Origin of the sequence: Enterobacter sp. SENG-6 (assembly GCF_001605945.1) — a bacterium.
In the GTDB taxonomy this organism is placed as follows: Bacteria; Pseudomonadota; Gammaproteobacteria; order Enterobacterales; family Enterobacteriaceae; genus Enterobacter; species Enterobacter cloacae.
In genome coordinates, this window is the sequence record NZ_LOMM01000011.1 from 38,693 (window position 1) to 53,776 (window position 15,084).

The 15,084-nt window shown below is 55.9% G+C and carries 16 protein-coding genes; 7 read left to right on the forward strand and 9 right to left on the reverse strand.

Annotation, left to right across the window (positions count from 1 at the left end; all coding sequences use genetic code 11):
• The first annotated feature begins 82 nt into the window (after window positions 1-82).
• The 3 genes from AX755_RS06520 to AX755_RS06530 are packed head-to-tail and all read left to right on the forward strand — an operon-like array spanning window position 83 to window position 2,683.
• The gene (locus AX755_RS06520) at window positions 83-553 is read left to right on the forward strand and encodes a MarR family winged helix-turn-helix transcriptional regulator (protein WP_013095432.1); all 471 of its coding nucleotides are present in this window, start codon (window positions 83-85) and stop codon (window positions 551-553) included.
• Window positions 550-1,617 (forward strand): HlyD family secretion protein, encoded by a 1,068-nt coding sequence (locus AX755_RS06525; RefSeq protein ID WP_029882194.1) that lies wholly within the window; start codon window positions 550-552, stop codon window positions 1,615-1,617. Before AX755_RS06520 ends, AX755_RS06525 begins: the two co-directional genes overlap by 4 nt.
• Window positions 1,607-2,683: a DUF2955 domain-containing protein gene (locus AX755_RS06530; RefSeq protein WP_062856501.1), complete on the forward strand. Its 1,077-nt coding sequence runs from the start codon at window positions 1,607-1,609 to the stop codon at window positions 2,681-2,683. The genes AX755_RS06525 and AX755_RS06530 overlap by 11 nt, the downstream gene beginning before the upstream one ends.
• Here AX755_RS06530 and AX755_RS06535 read toward each other — a convergent pair.
• Window positions 2,653-3,951 (reverse strand): DUF445 domain-containing protein, encoded by a 1,299-nt coding sequence (locus tag AX755_RS06535; protein ID WP_062856502.1) that lies wholly within the window; start codon window positions 3,949-3,951, stop codon window positions 2,653-2,655. The two genes, AX755_RS06530 and AX755_RS06535, sit on opposite strands and share 31 nt — an antisense overlap.
• 169 nt (window positions 3,952-4,120) lie before the next feature.
• Between AX755_RS06535 and AX755_RS06540 the strand changes: the two genes are divergently transcribed.
• The gene (locus AX755_RS06540; RefSeq protein ID WP_047023211.1) at window positions 4,121-4,408 is read left to right on the forward strand and encodes a BrnT family toxin; all 288 of its coding nucleotides are present in this window, start codon (window positions 4,121-4,123) and stop codon (window positions 4,406-4,408) included.
• Window positions 4,395-4,697 carry a BrnA antitoxin family protein gene (locus AX755_RS06545; protein WP_023620649.1) on the forward strand — a complete coding sequence of 101 codons (303 nt, stop codon included), beginning with the start codon at window positions 4,395-4,397 and terminating at the stop codon, window positions 4,695-4,697. Before AX755_RS06540 ends, AX755_RS06545 begins: the two co-directional genes overlap by 14 nt.
• Before the next feature lie 30 nt (window positions 4,698-4,727).
• Here AX755_RS06545 and AX755_RS06550 read toward each other — a convergent pair whose 3' ends face one another.
• Both AX755_RS06550 and AX755_RS06555 read right to left on the reverse strand, forming a co-directional pair.
• Window positions 4,728-5,366, reverse strand: coding sequence for a LysE family translocator (locus AX755_RS06550; RefSeq protein WP_062856503.1), 639 nt, complete (start codon window positions 5,364-5,366; stop codon window positions 4,728-4,730).
• A 48-nt stretch (window positions 5,367-5,414) separates the two neighbouring features.
• Window positions 5,415-6,158 (reverse strand): helix-turn-helix transcriptional regulator, encoded by a 744-nt coding sequence (locus AX755_RS06555; protein ID WP_062856504.1) that lies wholly within the window; start codon window positions 6,156-6,158, stop codon window positions 5,415-5,417.
• 137 nt (window positions 6,159-6,295) lie between these two features.
• Between AX755_RS06555 and AX755_RS06560 the strand changes: the two genes are divergently transcribed.
• The gene (locus tag AX755_RS06560) at window positions 6,296-7,666 is read left to right on the forward strand and encodes an NAD-dependent succinate-semialdehyde dehydrogenase (protein ID WP_062856505.1); all 1,371 of its coding nucleotides are present in this window, start codon (window positions 6,296-6,298) and stop codon (window positions 7,664-7,666) included.
• 41 nt (window positions 7,667-7,707) lie between these two features.
• Here the strand turns inward: AX755_RS06560 and AX755_RS06565 are convergent, their stop codons facing one another.
• Both AX755_RS06565 and AX755_RS06570 read right to left on the reverse strand, forming a co-directional pair.
• Window positions 7,708-8,028: a hypothetical protein gene (locus tag AX755_RS06565; RefSeq protein ID WP_013095439.1), complete on the reverse strand. Its 321-nt coding sequence runs from the start codon at window positions 8,026-8,028 to the stop codon at window positions 7,708-7,710.
• Entirely contained in the window at window positions 8,028-8,573 is a 546-nt protein-coding gene (locus tag AX755_RS06570; RefSeq protein ID WP_013095440.1) for a YfaZ family outer membrane protein, read from the reverse strand. The genes AX755_RS06565 and AX755_RS06570 overlap by 1 nt, the downstream gene beginning before the upstream one ends.
• Window positions 8,574-8,975: 402 nt before the next feature.
• Between AX755_RS06570 and AX755_RS06575 the strand changes: the two genes are divergently transcribed.
• Window positions 8,976-10,334: an esterase-like activity of phytase family protein gene (locus AX755_RS06575; protein WP_062856506.1), complete on the forward strand. Its 1,359-nt coding sequence runs from the start codon at window positions 8,976-8,978 to the stop codon at window positions 10,332-10,334.
• Window positions 10,335-10,392: 58 nt separating this feature from the next.
• On the opposite strand, the gene yjiA is transcribed toward AX755_RS06575, so the two are convergent.
• The 4 genes from yjiA to AX755_RS06595 all read right to left on the reverse strand — a co-directional run bounded on the left by yjiA (window position 10,393) and on the right by AX755_RS06595 (window position 14,936).
• Window positions 10,393-11,346: a GTPase gene (gene yjiA / locus AX755_RS06580; protein ID WP_062856507.1), complete on the reverse strand. Its 954-nt coding sequence runs from the start codon at window positions 11,344-11,346 to the stop codon at window positions 10,393-10,395.
• 10 nt (window positions 11,347-11,356) lie between these two features.
• Window positions 11,357-11,560, reverse strand: coding sequence for a YbdD/YjiX family protein (locus AX755_RS06585; RefSeq protein ID WP_003856610.1), 204 nt, complete (start codon window positions 11,558-11,560; stop codon window positions 11,357-11,359).
• Window positions 11,561-11,674: 114 nt separating this feature from the next.
• The gene (locus AX755_RS06590) at window positions 11,675-13,828 is read right to left on the reverse strand and encodes a carbon starvation CstA family protein (protein ID WP_029882188.1); all 2,154 of its coding nucleotides are present in this window, start codon (window positions 13,826-13,828) and stop codon (window positions 11,675-11,677) included.
• Window positions 13,829-14,033: 205 nt separating this feature from the next.
• Complete coding sequence (locus tag AX755_RS06595) at window positions 14,034-14,936, reverse strand: helix-turn-helix transcriptional regulator (RefSeq protein WP_020688847.1); 903 nt, start codon at window positions 14,934-14,936, stop codon at window positions 14,034-14,036.
• Window positions 14,937-15,084: the final 148 nt, after the last annotated feature.

Here is a 15,084-nt window from a genome sequence, read left to right on the forward strand (position 1 = left end):
ATTCCTGCTCTTTCGCCTCGCGTTTCTTGATAGTTACCATGATAACTATTATCTTGACGACGTGTTTCGAGAGGTTCCCCCCATGAGTGAAGAACAACTGTTTTGCCGCAGGCCGATGGGCATGCGGATGGCGATGATTGTGCGCCAGTGGCGCGCCGTTATTGACGACGCCATTCTCGATACCGGGTTAACCCAGTCGAGCTGGACGGTAATGATGCAGCTTCATCAACTGGGGGATAACGTCTCGGTGAGTGAGCTGGCGGAGGTGCAGGGCATTGAACTGCCGCCGCTGATGCGCACCCTGACACAGCTGGAAAAGCAGGGATACCTGCTGCGCACCGTATCGCCTTATGACAAGCGCATCCGGCTTCTGACGCTGACGCCTGAGGGAAAAGCCATCCTAAAAAGGCTCACCCAGGTGATTGAGACGTACCAGACACGCGTATCGCAAAACATCGCGCCTGAGCATATCGAAATTTTCAGCGCCACCTTGAATCAAATCGCCTGCAATTTGCGGACAATCCGCGAAGAAGATAACAAGACCGAAAAATAATGACTCCTGAACAAAAGTTTGCCCGCTGGGTAAGGGTGAGTATTGCCTCTTTCCTGCTGATGTTTGTCTACTTTGTCGTCGCCGATATCTGGATCCCGCTGACGCCAGACTCCACCGTCATGCGCGTGGTGACGCCGGTTTCTCCGCGCGTCTCCGGGTATGTGTCGGCCGTGCACGTACACAACAACAGCCAGGTGAAGCGGGGCGACCTGCTGTTTGAGCTGGATGACACGCCGTTTCGCAATAAAGTGGAAGCGGCGCAAATCGCGCTTGAGCAGGCACGCCTGTCCAATGAACAGCTGGACGCGCAGATCGCCGCCGCCCAGGCCAGCCTGAAAACCGCCGTGCTGACCGCGCGTAACGACAAAGTGACCTTTGACCGCTACCAGAAGCTGAGCACGTTACAGAACGTCTCGCAGGCGGATCTGGATAAGGTCCGTACCACCTGGCAGAGCAGCGAGCAGTCCGTGAGCTCGATTCAGGCGAACATCCATAACCTGCGCATCCAGCGCGGCGAGCGGGAAGAGCACCGCAACGTGACGCTGCAAAAATACCGTAACGCGCTGGATGAGGCGGAGCTGAACCTCGGCTGGACGAAGGTTTACGCCCAGGCGGATGGTACGGTCAGCAACCTGCAGTTGAGCCCCGGGTTTTATGCCTCGTCCGGTTCGGCGGCGCTGGCGCTGGTGAATAATCAGACCGATATTGTGGCCGATTTTCGTGAGAAGAGTCTACGCCATACCCATCAGGGGACCGATGCCGCCGTGGTATTTGACGCCTTTCCGGGACAGGTTTTCCGCGCCCACGTGACCAGCAGCGATGCGGGGATCCTTGCCGGACAGGAGGCGGTGAGCGGCGAACTGTCCGCGCCGGAAACCTCCAACCGTTGGGTGCGCGACGCTCAGCGAATGCGCATTCACGTGGCGCTGGATGAGACGCTGCCGAAACCGCTCCCGACCGGCGCTCGTGCCACCGTGCAGCTCTACAACAGCGAAGGGCCGTTTGCGCGCTTCTTCTCCGGGATGCAAATCCACCTGGTGAGCCTGCTCCACTATGTCTATTAGCACGCTGGCGCGGGTCTTTACCCCGCACGGCAACATCGTCTATACGGCCAATGACTTTCGCCAGACCCTGCGCATCGTCTTTGCCGGGATGATCGCGCTGAGTATTTCAAGTTTCTATAACACCAGCTACGGCGTGTTTTATGTGGTCTACCCCATCATGCTGCTGTCGCTGGTGCCGGCCTTTAACCGCCATGTGGCGAAGCAGTTTATCTTCAGCGCATCGCTAAACTGCGTCGAAATGGTGATTATCATCGGCTATCTGTCCCAATGGCCGGTGATCATGACGCTGGTGGTTTTTGCGCTGTATGTCATGCGTTTTCGCTTTATGAGTAAGGGGCCGCTGTTCCTGTTCGGGTCGATGGGCGTGGTGTGCCAGAGCGTGATGCTCAACTTTATGAGCTATCCCACCACCGACTGGCACACGCTGCTGTTTTCCAACATTGAAGCGAGTGTGATGGCGGTATGCCTGAGCGCGCTGATGAACTACCTCCTGCCGGACGTTGAGCCGCGCAAGCCGCCGCCGCTGATCGAGAAAGATGATGCCCGCGTGCGACACGAGTCTCTGCTCTCCGGCACCGTTGCGACGATGATTTTTGTCATCTTCCAGATAAGCGATTTGAGCGATTCGCTTTCGGCGCTGATGGCCGGTGTGTTGATTCTGTTCCCGATGCACTATCGCGGCGCGGTGATGAGCTCTATCTGGCGCGTGGCTGGCGTGGTGCTGGGCTGTCTCTATATTCTGGTGGTGCAGCTTATCCTCTACGATCACAGCAGCCACATGCTACTGATGATGCCGCTTATCGGCCTCGGGCTGGCGTTTGGTGCGCGTCTGCATGTGATGGAGAAGGTGGGAGCCGGCGTTGGGTTTGCCAGCATCACCACCATCGGGATTATGTTCGGTCAGAACATGCACCCGGACAGCGACCTGGTGTTCAGCGATCTCTACCGCATCACCTCGGTGACCTTTTCCCTGGTGGCGACGCTGACGATGGTGTTTCTGGTGCACTTGATCCTCAATCGCTTTGAGGCGACGCGCTACGTCATTGCACCACCCAAAAAGGAGTAATGTGCAAGCACGGCGGGCAGTTGCGAGAGTAAAAACAGGATCAGGCCAATTGTCCCGCCCACCAGGGTGCCGTTGACGCGGATAAACTGCAGATCTTTGCCGATATTAAGCTCGATCTGGCGGGACATATCTTTGGCGTCCCAGCTTTTTACCGTGTCGCTGATATGACGGGTGAGAAACGCCGCGAAATCCGGTGCCACGCGGTGCGCCGCCTGCTCGAGGTGCTCATTGAGCGATGCCCGCAGGCTGTCGTCACCGAGTAGCGTTTCACCAAACCACTGCCCGGCGTTAGCGATGCGCTGCTTCACGCGGGAATCCTCACGTTGCATATCCGCCTTCAGCCACTGGCGCAGGTCAGCCCACATCTCACCCAGATAGCGGTTGAACGCGTCGTCGTTCTTCAGGTAATGCTTGATGTTCTCTGCCTTTGCGGCCATCTCCGGATCGTTTTTCAGGTTGTCGATAAGCTTCAGCGTGGCGCGGTCGAACGCCTGGCGGATCTGGTGGGTACGGTCATGACTGACGTCGTCCAGCAGGGTATTCACCGCGTTCGACACCATCTCCGCGCTCTGATCGCCCAGCCACTCGGTGGGCAGCACCATCGCCTTGCGCGGATGCTCGGTCTTAAGCCAGTGGACGATCTGGTCTGAAATAAATTCCCGCGTGCTGTCGCGTTGAATCAGGGTGATCAGGCGGTTGATGATGGCGTCCAGCAGTACCTGATGGCGGTTGTTTTTGGTCATGCTCTCCAGCATCACTGCGCTGGTTTCGGTGAAATCGACCTTGTCGATGGCCTTATGCACCGCCCGTTTGAGCAGGCGCTGAATACGCCCGTCATCGGTCAGCTCAAGAAAACCGCCCATCACCTGAATCAGATGCTGCCCGACACGCTGGGCATTGTCGGGCTTGCTAAACCAGGTGCCAATCATCTGCGCCGGCTCATAGCGGCGGATCAGCGCCACCAGCGACTGGGTGTCGAGAAACTTCTCCTGCACGAACTGGCCGAGATTATCGCCAATCCGGTCTTTATTGCGCGGGATAATCGCCGTATGGCGCGAGATAAACGGAATGGGCACCCGGCGAAACAGCGCGACGACCGCAAACCAGTCCGCCAGCGCGCCAACCATCGCCGCCTCGGCAATGGCCTTCACGCCGCGCACCCAGAAGGTTTGCGGCAGAAACAGGGTGGTGATAAACGCCGCGACGGCAATCAGCAGCAGCGACAGCGCCAGCAGCTTGGCGCGTTTAAGTTCAGCGATTTTTTCCATGGGTTAAGGATAGAGGGAGACGGGGGGAAAGTGCAAAGACGGGAGCGTTACACCATCTTCGCTTCTGGAATCCGCCTTCCGAAATTAAACACCGCTTTTGCTTAATGGGTTTAATCCTTGCGCAGTTTGTATATGCTTTTTTGTATATACAATCAGGGAAGGGTACACTATGCCAACGGAGTATGAGTGGGATAGCGATAAGGCGAAAAGTAACCAGCAAAAACATGGCATACGCTTTGAGGATGCGGTTTTGGTTTTCGACGATCCTTATCATTTGTCTGTTCAGGATCGCTATGAGAACGGTGAGTTTCGCTGGCAAACCATCGGCCTTGTGCAAGGCGTCATTGTTATCCTGGTCGCACATACGGTACGTTTCGAAAGCGGAGGCGAAATTATTCGTATCATTAGCGCACGTAAGGCGGACCGTAAAGAGAGGAGCCGTTATGAGCATCGTTAAACATAAACGAGGTAGTTCGCCTGAGGTTAGCGCTCGTCGTGACGCTGAGCTAAAAGCATTAGCTGAAAAACCAGAAGCAGAAATCGATTACAGCGATATTCCTGCCACGGACGATAAACAGTGGTCCGGGGCGGTGCGAGGGAAGTTCTATCGGCCACTTAAAACGCAGGCATCTGTACGCATTGACGCCGACGTGATGGAGTGGCTGAAACGGCCTGGAAAGGGTTACCAGACGCGGCTAAACGCCATATTGCGTGAAGCGATGCTGCGCGATCAAAACAAAAAATAGACCACGGGCAGCGTTGGGCTGCCCCTTATTTCAGCTTATCAGCTCCAGCAGCCGCCACAGTACCCACCCGCCAAATCCCATCAGCACAACCCCTGCCGTGCGCTCAATTAGCCACAGCGAACGGCTGAGCCTCTGTTGCACCGCGGGCAGCCCCATCAGTGATACCAGCGCCAGATCCCACACCAGCACTACCATCACCATCCAGAAGCCGCAGGTCGACTGCTGAAGCAGCGTGACGTCTGGCCCCAGCAGCGCCGTCATCAGCGCCAGATAGAACAGGGCGTTCTTTGGATTTAACAACGCCGAGCCGAGCCCCAGCAGGATCTGCTTACGCAGTGAAGGGAAGCGCTGATGGGTTTCGTTCAGCGCCAGCGCTTGCGGGCGGCTGCGCACCAGATGCGAGCCGATCCACAGCAGATACAGCGCCCCGCAAAGCTCGATAAGGGTAAACAGCCACGTAAACTGGCGCAGCGCGCTCCAGCCAATAATCACCAGCAGGATATACAACCCGTTGCCCGCGGCGATGCCGACGCACAGTCCGGCGCTGCCGCGGACCCGGTAGCGCGCCGCGTAGCCCACCAGCAGGAAGAAATCCGGGCCCGGGCTTAACAGGGCGACAAAATGCGCCAGCGCCAGAGCGAGAAAAGCGGAAGGGAATAACAGTTCCATAGCAACCTCTGTGTAAAAAAACGAGGTCAGACTACGGCGATGCAAACGCTATTTATTGTCCGATATTGATCGGCCCGTGGCGTACTGGCGCGGCGTGGCGGCGGTATAGCTCACAAAGGTCTTATGAAAATGGCTCTGATCGGCAAACCCGCTCTGGTAGCCGACATCGGCAATATCATCCCCGGCGCGGAGCCGCGCTTTGGCGTATTCCACGCGGGAGATGTTGAGAAAGCTGCCCGGCGTCAGGCCAGTGTCCTGCCTGAAGGTGCGGATCAGCGTCTCTTTGCGCAGCGAGAAGCGGTGGGCAAGGTCGTCGAGTGACGGCGGGCTGGTTAAATCGGCAAGAAACGCCTGCTGGATGTGCTGGCTGGTTGTACGTAGTTCACCCGTGCGGCTGGCGCAGCGCGGAAGGGCAGAAATCAGCATGTTCAGGGAATTAGCCGACATGTTCTCAACAACGTTCAGGTAAAGAGCAAACAGCGTGCTGTCGCGAATGACCTGTTCTGCCAGGGGATAATCCGTGTCGATATAGAGCATATGATAGCTGCGGGGCTGGCCCGCAACGGGGTTGCAGCTGTGCGGCACATGCGCCGGGATCACGATGAGATCGCCGGGGTGGAGGATGTACTGCGTGTCATTGCACCGGCAGCAGGTCTGGCCTTCCACTATCGCGCCAATCGAGAGTTGGGGGTGACAATGACGTTTATACGCCACGGTACTCTGCCACGTGCTGCGCAGCTCAAGGCCCGGAAGGCGGTTAAAGGTCTGGCGGATGTGTCGGGTATGGGTCATAGGCGCTCCTGTCACGAACATTTTTATACCATGCCCTGGCCCTACTAAGAACCTTCCGGATATACCCAACTTTACGTCCATCACCCGTCATGTTGTCTACCCTTACTACCCTAAGCGGTAAAACATGGAGATTCGATATGGCTTATCAGACAGTAAATCCTGCCACCAACCAGCTCATCAAAGAATATCCCTCTCATACCGACGCGGATATCGAAGCGGCGCTAAAAGCGGCCGACGCCCTTTACCATTCGCAGTGGGCGAAAGGCGACATTGAACAGCGCCTGCCGGTGCTGCATAAGCTTGCCGACCTGATCGACGAACGCACCGAGGAGCTGGCTAAAATTGCCAGTCAGGAGATGGGTAAGCTCATCGAACAAAGCCGCGGCGAGGTGAAGCTGTGCGCGCAAATCGCCCGCTACTATGCCGATAACGCGAAGCAGTTCCTGGCCCCGGTGAAGTACCCGTCTGAACTCGGGGAAGCGTGGGTGGAGCATCACCCCATCGGCTTGCTGATGGCCGTGGAACCGTGGAATTTCCCGTATTATCAGCTGATGCGTGTTCTGGCACCTAACCTGGCGGCGGGTAACCCGGTGCTGGCTAAACATGCCAGCATCGTGCCGCACTGTGCCGAAACCTTTGCTCATCTGGTGCGTGAGGCAGGGGCGCCGGAAGGGGCATGGACCAACCTCTTTATCTCGTCTGAGCAGGTGGCGAACATCATCGCTGACGACCGCGTCCAGGGTGCCGCGCTGACCGGTTCCGAAAAAGCCGGCAGCGTGGTGGCCGCGCAGGCGGCGAAGCACATCAAGAAATCCACCCTTGAGCTGGGCGGTAACGATGTTTTCGTGGTGCTGGACGACGCGGATCTTGATAAAGCGGTGAAGACAGGCGTGAATGCGCGACTTAACAACGCCGGTCAGGTCTGTACCGCAGCGAAGCGCTTTATCCTGCATGAGAAAATTGCCGATGCCTTCCTGAGCAAATTCACCGACGCCTTTAAGCAGGTGAAAATTGGCGACCCGCTGGATGAAAGCACCACGCTTGGGCCACTGTCGTCTAAAGATGCGCTCGAAACGCTAACAAAACAGGTCAACGAGGCGGTGAAAAAGGGTGCGACGTTACACTATGGTGGTAAACCGGTGCAGCGCGACGGGAGCTTCTTTGAGCCGACGATCCTGACGAATATCTCCCGCGACAACCCGGCGTACTTCGAGGAGTTCTTCGGCCCGGTGGCGCAGATATATGTGGTGAAAAACGATGACGAGGCGGTCGCCCTGGCGAACGACTCTCACTACGGACTGGGCGGTGCGGTGTTCAGTCAGGATATTGAACGCGCGAAGAAAATGGCGTCACGGATTGAGACCGGGATGGTGTATATCAACTGGCTCACCGATACCGCGCCAGAGCTGCCGTTTGGCGGCGTGAAACGCTCCGGTTACGGACGCGAGCTGTCGGATCTGGGGATCAAAGAGTTTGTGAACCAGAAGCTGGTGGTGGTGCGTAAGTAAGCGGCAATAAAAAACCTGCCAGTAGGCAGGTTTTTTAGAGATTATTGCACTTCAATTTTATCCCAGCCGCTTTTGAACATGCAGCTGTCTACGAGGGTCGCCCTGCGATCCTCATTGGCGTCTTCAACCGTGTAGCTCGTGGAAATATCCTTTTTCTTGTTCTTCAGATCCGTTTTTTCCGAGTCCGAACCGGTTACGACGTTATCCGGGGGCAGATCGATCAGCGCCTGCGCTTCACATTCCGTGAGCTTTTTGTTCATTTCAGCGTCGCTGACGCCCGGTTTCACCCATTTGTACTGGACGCAGCCGGTGAGCAGAAGCGTGAGGCTCAGAACGCAAAGCGCGGTAATGCGGTGTTTCATCAGAAGGTGACTCCACCGCCAACATACGCACCGTCAATCAGGGTGTGGCCTGGACGACCGTCTTTACCATCAACGCTCACGTGGCGGTAACCCACTTTCAGGGTCACAGGTGTAACTGGCGTCCAGCTTACGCCGCCGTTGGCTTCAACGTAGTTTTTCACGCTGTTGTTCATCCCTTCTGGTGCCACGTAGCCTTCACCATACAGATGAATGCTGTCGGTCAGGGCAACGTTTACGCCGCCACCGATCGGGAACGCCACGCCGTTATCGCCTTTTTTCGGGCCGATATAGATAGCTTTTGCACCCGCGTTCAGCATGACCGGGCCAAGACCCAGGTTATAACCTGCACCCACACCGCCGGTCTGCGTACCGTCATCGGTGTTTTTCAGCCAGTTGCTTTCCACATACAGGCCGGATGAGGATTTACCCATCTCCAGGTTGAGGTTGGTAAAGTTTTTACCCTGCTCAACGCTGCCACCCAGAGCGAGTGCAGAACCCGATACAGCAGTCAACGCAGTCAGCAGAAGGATATTCAGTTTTTTCATCTCATATGCCTCGTCATCAATTTAATCTGGGCGCACCTTAACAAGCGATGTTAATGACTGCAAATGTGATGAAAGTCGCCGTTTTATGCTGGTTTTGTTAATTTTTTAATTTGGTGGTGTTGCGAGAGTGTTGGGTTGCGAGGTCGTCAACGGGTAATGATTTGGCGTTTAGAAAGTGTTTATTTTTTTAGCTAAACATAATCTGAACGAGAGCAGAAAGAGTGGTTCGCAGCGAATTAATTGGGTTTCTAATAATTTCCAGAAATGTTTCCGCTGTTACAGATAACAACAGAGCTTTACATTTCTTCGGCGCTCCGGCCCGCGCAATGTTGCCATTCGATGTCATTTTCCTGACACGTTTCTTCTTTACGGTGTGAGCTTCACTTTATGGATGCTAACAATATGAAAAGAAAAATTATTCCTGTGCTAATCGGTTGTGTGCTCTCTTTCTCTGCCCTCGCGGCGCAGCCTACGGCTGAGCGCTATGTCGTCAGTTTTCCAGAAGGCACACACGTGAACTACACCGGCGCATTTGCCAGTGCATTCCCGAACGGCCTTCCGGTTGGGATAGGTTCTGGCCTGCTGTTCACCGGGAAACAGGGCGATGCCCTGACCTTCGCCACCATTACCGATCGCGGTCCGAACGCGGATTCACCGAAAGTGGGTAAAAACGAAGCCAAAATTTTCGTTACGCCAGATTTCGCGCCGCTGCTGATGACGATTCGTGTACAAAACGGCAAAGCGGAGGCCATTGATGCCCGTCCTCTGCATGACGATAAAGGGGCGATCAACGGTCTGCCGCTGGAAAGCGACGTGATTGGATCCACCAATGAAGTGGCCTTCAGCGACACGTTAAAGAGGCTGAAGGGGGATAATCGCGGGCTGGATACGGAAGGGATCACCCCGGACGGTAAAGGCGGTTACTGGCTGTGCGATGAGTATGGCCCGTTTCTGATTAACATCGACAGTAAAGGGAAAATCCTGGCGATCCACGGTCCGCAGGCGGCGGAAGGGGAAAAAGCAATTGCGGGCGGTTTGCCGAATATCCTCAAATGGCGTCAGGCGAACCGCGGCTTTGAAGGCCTCACCCGTATGCCGGACGGGCGTATTATTGCCGCCGTGCAAAGTACGCTGGATATCGACGGTAAGAGCAAGAAAAAGGCGCTGTTTACGCGTCTGGTGAGCTTTGACCCGGCAAGCGGAAAAACCGCGATGTACGGTTATCCCATCGACAGCGCGGCTTACAGCAAAAACAGCGACGCTAAAATCGGCGACATCGTGGCGCTCGATAACCAGCACATCCTGCTGATCGAACAGGGAAGTGATAAAAACGACGGAATGCGTAACCTGATTTACAAGGTCGATCTCAGTAAGGCGAGCGACCTGTCAGGTTTCGACAAGCCGGGCGAGTATCCGGAGTTTGATGATGAGAAAACCCTGGCACAGCGCGGCATTACCCTTGCGCAGAAAACGCAGGTTGTTGATCTGCGCGCCCTGGGCTGGCAGCAGGAAAAGGCTGAAGGGCTGGCGCTGATCGACAGCAAAACGCTGGCGGTGGCGAACGATAACGATTTTGGCGTGAAGGTGGCGATGCAACATCCGGTCGAGGGCAAGAAGCTCAAGGATTATCGGGTGAACGCGGAAGGAAAGCTGACGCTGGATGATAAGCCGGTTAAAACGACCCTCAGCGTGAAGCCGCTGGAGAAACCGGAGTCTGACAGTGAGCTGTGGATTGTGACGCTGCCGGAGGCGGTGAAATAAGTTTATCTCTTACCCCTCACCCTAACCCTCTCCCAAAGGGAGAGGGAATGCCGGGCGGTTATCTCTTCAGCCCCGCAAACGCCGCCCGAATTTCCTCTTCCGGCAGCTGGATACCAATAAACACCATCACGCTGCGCGGCGGCTCGTCGCCCCAGGGTCTGTCCCAGTCCGCGCTGTAGAGCCGCTGTACGCCCTGGAACAGCAGGCGGTTTGGTTCGCCGTCGATCCACAGCATGCCTTTGTAGCGCAGCAGCTTATCGGCAAACGACAGCAGCAGGTTCTCCATCACGCGGGAGACCTCGCTGATGTCTACCGGGTAATCCAGCTCCACCACAATCGACGCTACGTCGTTCTGCTTATCCGCCATAAAGTGAAAACGCGGTTTTGAGGTGACATGCTCTTCCAGCATAAAACCGTTGGTGTTGAACAGCTGAGACAGGTCGATATCGCCGTGCGTCACGGTGTATACCGGCGCGCGGGCGTTGATGCGTGCCAGGCGCTCGCGCAGTTTAACGCTCTCGCCCGCCACGTCGGTTTTGGTCAGCAGGATGCGGTCGGCGTAGCCCACCTGAGACTGGGCGATGGTAAACTGGTTCATCTGATCGTCGGCGTGAACCGCGTCGACCAGGGCAATCACGCCGTCCAACAGGTAGCGCTGGCAAAGGATGTCATGTGAGAAAAAGGTCTGAATAATCGGGCCGGGGTCGGCCATGCCGGTGCATTCAATCACCAGGCGGTCAAAGTGGATGTCCCCACGATCGCGGCTGTCGAGCAGGTCCAGCAGGGCATCTTCCAGTTCGTTAGAGCGGGTACAGCAGATGCAGCCGTTGGTCAGGGTTTTGATCTGCGTGGCGCGATCGCCAATCAGCTGGTCGTCAACGGAGACTTCGCCGAACTCGTTTTCGATCACGGCGATTTTGAAACCGTGCTGCGCGTTGAGAATGTGGCGCAGCAGGGTGGTTTTACCGGCGCCGAGGAAACCGGTCAACAGGGTGACGGCAATCGGGGTCATGGTCTCTCCTTTAGCAGCAGCGGACGCCGCCTTCTCCACTTCCGCCGTAGCGCGCTTCCTGACGCTCGCGGAAGAATTCAGTGTAGGTCATGTAGGGCTTATCCGGGTGGTTGGTTTTCATATGCTCAACGTAGTTGTCATAGTCCGGAATGCCAATCAGCATTTTCGCTGCCTGACCGAGGTATTTTTTTGCTTCGCCTAAGTTACCAAACATTGTGGATTCCAGACAGGAAAAGCCCCTCACCCTAACCCTCTCCCCATAGGGGAGAGGGAACTTTTACACCCTCTCCCCTATGGGGAGAGGGCTGGGGTGAGGGGTATTAGTAGATTAATGGTGCGAAGAGGTCTTCACGCCGCCTTCCGGTACCGGCACGTACGGGGTCTCTTTGTCCGTACGACCTTCAGCGTTACGCACTTTCATCCAGGTTTTGATGCCGTAGAAGATAATGCTGTACACCACCACCAGGAACAGAATGCTCAGACCCGCGTTGGTGTAGTTGTTCACCACGATATGGTTCATGTTGGCAATCTGCTGGGCGGTGAGATCCGCGCCACCGGCGGCAATTTTCGCTTTGTACTGGTTAGCCATGTAGAAGAAGCCTTCCAGCTGCGGGTTGCTGCTGAACAGTTTTAGACCCAGCGCCCAGGTGGTGCAGAGCAGCAGCCACAGCGCAGGCACCACGGTGACCCAGATGTATTTGGTGCGTTTCATCTTCACCAGTACCACGGTGCCGAGCACCAGGGCAACGGCTGCCAGCATCTGGTTAGAGATACCGAACAGCGGCCACAGGCTCTTCACGCCGCCGAGTGGGTCAACAACGCCCTGGTACAGCAGGTAACCCCACAGGCCAACGCAGCCCGCAGTACCCAGCACGCCCGCCACCAGCGAGTCGGTTTTCTTCAGGAACGGCACGAAGTTACCCAACAGATCCTGCAGCATAAAGCGGCCTGCACGGGTACCGGCGTCCAGCGCGGTGAGGATGAACAGCGCTTCGAACAGAATACCGAAGTGGTACCAGAAGCCCATGTCCGCCCATGGCAGCACTTTGTGGAACACGTGTGCAATACCTACCGCTAGCGTCGGTGCGCCACCGGCGCGGTTCAGCACGGACGGTTCGCCGATGTCTTTCGCGGTCTGCATGATCTGCTCAGGCGAAATCACAAAGCCCCAGGAGCTGACGGTCGCCGCCGCGTGGGCGCTGGCGTCCTTCAACTGCGCCATAATCAGCGCCGCGTTGTCACCGCCCATCTCATGCAGGTTTGGCATGGTGATGCCCAGGCCTGCCGGCGGGGTGTTCATCGCGAAGTAAAGACCCGGTTCGATGATAGACGCAGCCACCAGCGCCATGATCGCCACGAAGGACTCCATCAGCATGGCACCGTAACCGATGAAACGCGCGTCGGTTTCGTTGGCCATCAGCTTCGGCGTGGTGCCGGAGGAGATCAGCGCGTGGAAGCCAGAAACGGCACCACAGGCGATGGTGATAAACAGGAACGGGAACAGGGCGCCTTTCCACAGCGGACCGGTACCGTCAATGTACTGGGTCACCGCCGGCATTTTCAGTTCAGGGTTGATGATCACAATACCGATCGCCAGCCCGACGATGACGCCGATTTTCAGGAAGGTCGCCAGATAGTCACGCGGAGCCAGAATCAGCCATACCGGCAGAAGGGCAGAGATAAACGCGTAACCAATCAGGGCAAAGGTGATGGTGGTGTCTTTGAAGGTCAGCGCCGGACCCCAGTACGGGTCGTGCGCAATCACACCGCCGAAGTAGATTGAGGCAACCAGCAGCACGATACCAATGACCGACACCTCGCCGACGCGGCCAGGGCGCAGGAAGCGCATGTAGATCCCCATGAACAGCGCAATCGGCACGGTAGAGCAGACGGTAAAGACGCCCCACGGACTTTCAGCCAGCGCTTTCACCACGATTAATGCCAGCACCGCGAGGATGATGATCATAATCAGGAAGCAGCCGAAGAGGGCGATGGTACCCGGCACGCGGCCCATCTCTTCTTTGATCATCTCACCCAGCGACGAACCGTTACGGCGCGAGGAGATAAACAGCACCATAAAGTCCTGCACCGCACCCGCCAGCACGACACCAGCGAGCAGCCACAGGGTACCCGGCAGGTAGCCCATCTGCGCGGCCAGTACCGGGCCGACCAGCGGGCCAGCGCCTGCAATGGCGGCAAAGTGGTGACCAAACAGCACATAGCGGTTGGTTGGCACGTAGTTCAGGCCGTCATTGTTAATGACCGCCGGGGTGGCACGCGTCGGGTCGAGTTTCATGACCTTCTGCGCGATGTATAAGCTGTAGTAGCGATAAGCCACAAGGTAGACGGAAACCGACGCGACCACGATCCACAGGGCGCTTACGTGTTCGCCCCGGCGTAATGCGACAACCGCCAGACAGAAAGCGCCGAGGATCCCGAGTAAGGCCCAGGGCACGTGCTTCAGTAGTTTTTTAGTATCCATAGTAAGACCTGGTTTTTTATGTAAAGAAAAAAGGGTCAGGGTTCGTTGTGAGGAGGTATTGAGTAATGCTGGAGCGATCGTGCCAGAAGCTTGCGCGCGTAAAGGGGAGAAAATGGGTGAGTGGTTGAAAGTGCCTGGTGAGCGGTCAAAGGGGGCGGCGAGTGGTTCAGGCTCGCCGCCAGCGGGAGAAATAATGTGATACAGATCACCCGGTTACCGTGGCTGCGCTCCCCGCCAGGTAGCCTTCCAGCGTTTTAACCAGCTTTTCCTTAAGCCAGGCTGGCTCCAGGATCTGAATGTTGGGTAACCAGTAGAACAGCAGCGGCAGGATCTGGTTTTCATGTGCTGCCTGACAGCGCAGCGTCACGCCGTCGTGTTGCTCCTCCAGCAGCTCTTGTGCCGGGAGGAGATCGCGGCGCAGGAAGTAGTGTGAAATATTATCCTTAATAAATATTTTCACCTCGAAAGTATCTTCCGATACCCACGGATCGAGGTTTTTTTCCAACAGCCCGATCACATTTTCGTCCGGCGTAAAGGTGCGTTTCTGAATATCAAGCCAGCGAATCTGACTCAATGAGAAGGATTTTAACCGGCTATTTTCGGTAGCTTGTAAATACCATATATTTTTTTTGTTAATGAGTTTATAGGGGTTAATCAGCCGGGTTTTGCCTTTATAAACGATCTGGCAAACATTACAGTTTTTAATCGATTTTTCAATGTTGGATAAATGGCGACGAATATCACGTTCCGCCGTGTGCTCCGCCTCGTTGGCGAGAATAAGAATATGATTTTCGTCAACGCGGTTTTCGAGTTTCTCCCAAAACTCCGCGTTTCTTTCGGGGAAAAAGCTATCAGCATTCAGGAAGTTAGCAAGGGTATGGTGTAATCCTTGTCCGCCGGGCGATTGCGCGGAATGGATCAGCCGATATAGCCCGTTTCCGGTATGTTCCACAATCGGGGAGAGCGCATTTAAATCCCGGTAGACGGTACGCTCGGTAATATTAAATTTCTCCATCAGCGCACTGCGGTTTATCACACCGTTTAAATGTAGCTCAAGGAGAATATCGACCAGACGTTCAGCCGAGCGGCTCCGCGTCGTTTTAGCCATAAAGTCTTCCTGTATATTAGGGTATGCGCTGAATGATGCGGGTAGCACTGACACAGCGTGTCAGTATTCAGGCACAGAAAATTTCTCTTATGGCTATATAACGGCGTGATTTAGCGGAAACCTTAGGAATTTTTGCAGAAAGACGCGC